7 protein-coding genes are annotated in these 4,186 nt (G+C 33.5%); all 7 read left to right on the forward strand.

The window, feature by feature from the left end; genetic code table 11:
• Nucleotides 1-246 precede the first annotated feature (246 nt).
• Nucleotides 247-558, forward strand: coding sequence for an iron-sulfur cluster assembly scaffold protein (locus AB1630_10795; GenBank protein MEW6104278.1), 312 nt, complete (start codon nt 247-249; stop codon nt 556-558).
• A gap of 11 nt (nt 559-569) precedes the next feature.
• Nucleotides 570-818, forward strand: a complete 249-nt coding sequence (locus tag AB1630_10800) for a zinc ribbon domain-containing protein (protein MEW6104279.1) — start codon at nt 570-572, stop codon at nt 816-818.
• A gap of 53 nt (nt 819-871) precedes the next feature.
• Complete coding sequence (locus AB1630_10805; protein ID MEW6104280.1) at nt 872-1,582, forward strand: MBL fold metallo-hydrolase; 711 nt, start codon at nt 872-874, stop codon at nt 1,580-1,582.
• A 9-nt stretch (nt 1,583-1,591) separates the two neighbouring features.
• Nucleotides 1,592-2,278 (forward strand): cytochrome c biogenesis protein CcdA, encoded by a 687-nt coding sequence (locus AB1630_10810; protein MEW6104281.1) that lies wholly within the window; start codon nt 1,592-1,594, stop codon nt 2,276-2,278.
• Nucleotides 2,275-2,910 carry a TlpA disulfide reductase family protein gene (locus tag AB1630_10815; protein ID MEW6104282.1) on the forward strand — a complete coding sequence of 212 codons (636 nt, stop codon included), beginning with the start codon at nt 2,275-2,277 and terminating at the stop codon, nt 2,908-2,910. The genes AB1630_10810 and AB1630_10815 overlap by 4 nt, the downstream gene beginning before the upstream one ends.
• Nucleotides 2,911-3,130: 220 nt before the next feature.
• Nucleotides 3,131-3,694: a 4Fe-4S binding protein gene (locus tag AB1630_10820; GenBank protein ID MEW6104283.1), complete on the forward strand. Its 564-nt coding sequence runs from the start codon at nt 3,131-3,133 to the stop codon at nt 3,692-3,694.
• Nucleotides 3,687-4,186, forward strand: a 500-nt coding sequence (locus tag AB1630_10825) for a radical SAM protein (GenBank protein MEW6104284.1), incomplete at its 3' end; no start/stop codon positions are given. The genes AB1630_10820 and AB1630_10825, both read left to right, overlap by 8 nt.

Raw genomic sequence — 4,186 nt, forward strand, 5'->3', positions numbered from 1 at the left:
CGCTATTTCTTTAATTGGAAAGATTGGATTTGATAAATCTGTTGTTGAGGCAATGGTAGAGGGTAAAACGATATTAGAATATAAAGATACAAAAGTAAAAGAAGAGGTTATGAAAATCTTAAGAGATGCTTCAAAATTAAAGAAAAGGATGAGACGATGAATAAATACGAAGACAAAGAAAATCTACTTGAGTTTTTGCTATAAGAAGTAGTAAAATTTCTCAATGACCAGGAATTATTCGGCAAGATGAATGCTGTGACAAGCTCTGCATATATCAAAGGCCCTTGCGGAGACGAGATGGAATTCTACTTAAGTTTTGAGGATAACAAAATTACTGAGATTGAATATTTCACTAATGGCTGTGATGCTACAAAAGCCTGTGCAGCTATGACTGCAAATTTAGCTATAGGTAAGACTATCAACGAGGTATTGTCAATATCGGCTCAAGAAGTGATTAAGAAATTAAATGGTTGTTTACCGGAAGACCATTTGCATTGTGCAATTCTTACAGTAAGCACTTTATATCGTGCTATTGCAGATTATCTTTTGCGATTATAGGAGGAACTATTATGCCCATTTATGAATATAAATGTAAAGACTGCGGTAAGGTAAGCGAATTTTTAGTGGGTGTTACTGTGGATGCACCTGAAATTAAATGTAGCTTTTGTGAAAGTGAGAAGTTAGACAAGGTAATTTCTAAAAGTTTTATCTCTACAAGTGGTAAGATAATCAGCTCGCAAGGTGGCAAGACCTGCTGTGGCAAAACAGAAAGATGCGATACCCCACCCTGTTCTGATGGAGGTGTGTGCAGGAGATGAATCTAATGTGGCCTTTTGTCATTTCATTAAAAAATGATTAAAAGCTGGGTAAAATGGAAATAAAAATTATTGCAGAGGCATCCACAAGATTACAGAGGTTATTTGTTGGCTGGGGCGTTTCTTTCCTTATGGACAATGATTTACTTTTTGATACATTTTCAAATGGAAGAATTCTAAAAAGAAATCTTAAAAGATTAAATATTAACACGAACGGTTTGAAATATGTTATTGTTTCTCACGAACACGGGGACCATTATGGTGGTTTATGGAATATCTTACAAGAAAACCCGGATATGAAGGTTTTCATTTGCCAGAGTTTCAGTAAAGAGTTTAAAGAAAAATTAAATAAGTTTAATGCTACAATTGTTGAGTGTCAGGATATTACCAGGATAAAAGAAAATATATTTACAACAGGTGAAATTATTGGAGAATATGACGGTAAGCCACTTGTGGAACAATCATTGATAATCAGAAATGAAAAGGTATCAATAATAACCGGCTGTTCACACCCGGGGATTATTGAAATTATTAAAAGAGTAAAGGAGCATTTTGCTGAACCCCTACATCTGGTTCTTGGAGGGTTTCATCTCCATGATAAACCATCATCTGAAGTAATATGGATAGTTAATGAATTTAAAAATTTCGGGATAGAAAAAGTGGCCCCTTGTCATTGTACAGGAGATAAAGCAGTTAAAATGTTTCAACAACAATTTAAAGATGATTTTATAGAAATTTCTGCTGGTTCAAAAATAGTGATTGATTAAAAAACAAAAATGGAACAACAAATTTCTATTTTGGTTGCCTTTCTTGCTGGTGTATTGTCGTTTTTTTCACCGTGTGTTTTGCCATTGATTCCAGCATATATTTGTTTCATTACAGGTCTATCTATGGATAAGTTGATGGATAGTTCTATAAAAAGTAATACAAAGAAAATACTTGGTAACATCCTATTGTTCATTTTAGGGTTCTCAATTATTTTCATTGCTTTGGGTGCTTCTGCAACTTCTGTAGGCAGTGTTATTATCAAAAATCAAAAAATATTGAGGGCAATCGGTGGTATAGTAATCATTATTTTTGGATTACATATTGTTGGGTTGTTCAAAATAAAGTTTCTGGAATATGAGAAAAGGATACATCTGAAAGATAAACCGGTATTAGGCGGGTTTGGTTCTTTAATTGTAGGAATGACATTTGCTGTTGGTTGGACCCCCTGTATCGGACCAATATTCGGGTCAATATTAACCCTTGCTGCAACAAAAAAAACTTTGTCACAGGGTATATTGCTATTAAGCAGTTACTCTTTTGGATTAGCACTACCATTTCTGATAACAGGATTGGCAGTAGATAGGGTTTTGAAAATGTTTAGTAAAGTGAAGAGGTTTATTTCGGTAATATCAGTATTCAGCGGCGTAGTACTTATCATTATAGGTATATTAATTTTGTTTGGGAGGGTGCTATGAAAAAATATTTAATAGTTTTAATTGGTTTTACAGTGTTGTTTAGTGCTTGTGGTAAAAATAAAGTACCACCTGAAGAGAAGTCGGCTCATGTTGAAAAAAAGGATATTACAGAAGATAAATCTCAAACCAATTACGACATTAAAAGAAAATATAAAACCTTTCCTGTAGCTGAAAAGGTTCAGCAGAAGATTGAAAGAAAACAACCACAATGGGGCAATGCACCTGATTTTACATTACCTGCCATCAATGATAATAATTTAACCCTTTCCAGTCTAAAAGGTAAAGTGATTATATTGGATTTCTGGGCGACCTGGTGTCCACCCTGCAGGGCAGAAATTCCTGATTTTATAGAATTACAGAATGAGTATGAGGGGAAATTAGCTATTGTAGGTGTTTGTCTTGATGGAGGCAATACACCTTCTGTTAAGAAATTCGTGGAAGAGATGAAGATAAATTATCCCATAGTAATGGGTAATGATAGAATTGTTCAGGATTACGGTGGGATAAGAGGTATTCCAACTACTTTTATTATTGATAAAAACGGAGACATAAAAGAAACCATTGTTGGCTATCGTCTAAAAAATGTTTTTGAGGATAAAATTAAAGGTATGTGTTTAGGTGGACGAGAGTGAGATAAATACAAAATGCAAAACGAAAAATGCAAGATTCTTAAGTAAGGATTTATTACTTCGTCTATCGTTTATGGTCTATCGTCTATGGTCTATAGACTATCAACGATTTTGAATTTTTAGTTGTTATTTTGAGTTTTAAGTTTTGAATTTTTATTGAAATGTCTAAACTAATAAGGTCAGCTAAACACATACAAATCTAGCAATTAAGGCGAGGTTTTAAATGAAAGAAATTCAAAATTTAAAATTTAAAATTCAAAATTGTGGTAAAAGGCTATTCATTATCAGAAGGATAATAAAGTTCATATCCCTTATCCTTCTCTTTCCCATTCTTATTCCCATTAAATTCTGCCCATATTCGCTTCCCTGGATTGCCTGTTCAGGCTGCAATCTTTTATATTGCCCTGCAAAAACCTTAAGGAATCCAATCCTTTACATTGCAATTCCCTTAAGCCTTTTTGGAAGGCTATTCTGTAGATTTATATGCCCATCTGGAACAATTCAAGATATAACAAACAATATCTCAAGAAGGATTTCTGGTTCTGATGCACATCTTTATTCTCATCCTGCAATAAAATATGTATTCCTTGTCTTTATTCTAATCCTTTGTTTTGACCTTGATGCTTCCTTTTTTCTATCTTGTTATTACTGGATTCCATTTGTTTTTGGAATATTTCTTTTTCTCTCATCATTTACAAGTAGGTATTGGTGTAGGCTTTTATGCCCAATTGGCCTCATTCTTTCACTTTCTAAATTTAGCCCTTTTAAGATAAAAAGAGATGATTAGATTTACCAGGCTTCTTACCGACTCTTTTCAAGAGGTCCTTCCATCAAAAATAGCTGTTTGGAATCTCACAAGAAAATGTAATCTTTCTTGCAAACATTGCTATATTGATGCAGGGGAAAATAAAAAGGATGAATTAAGCAAGGATGAGGCTTTTAATGTTATAGATGAATTAGCATCTTTGGATTTTAAGGTCTTGCTTTTCTCGGGTGGAGAACCTTTGTTTTATGAGTACCTATTTGAACTTAATGCCTATGCAAAAACTTACAGGATGAAAACCTGTCTCTCATCAAATGGCTCTCTTATTACAGATGATATTGCTATTAAAATAAAAGATGGGGGTTTTGAGTATATAGGAATAAGCATTGATGGAATAAAAGAAACACACGATAGATTTAGGGGAATTTCTGGTTCATTTGATAAAGCCTTACAAGGATTGCGAATTTTAAAGAAGCAGGGTGTAAAAAGTGGAATAAGATTTACCCTAAATAAGGA

This window comes from bacterium (assembly GCA_040753555.1).
GTDB lineage: Bacteria > UBA9089 > UBA9088 > UBA9088 > UBA9088 > JBFLYE01.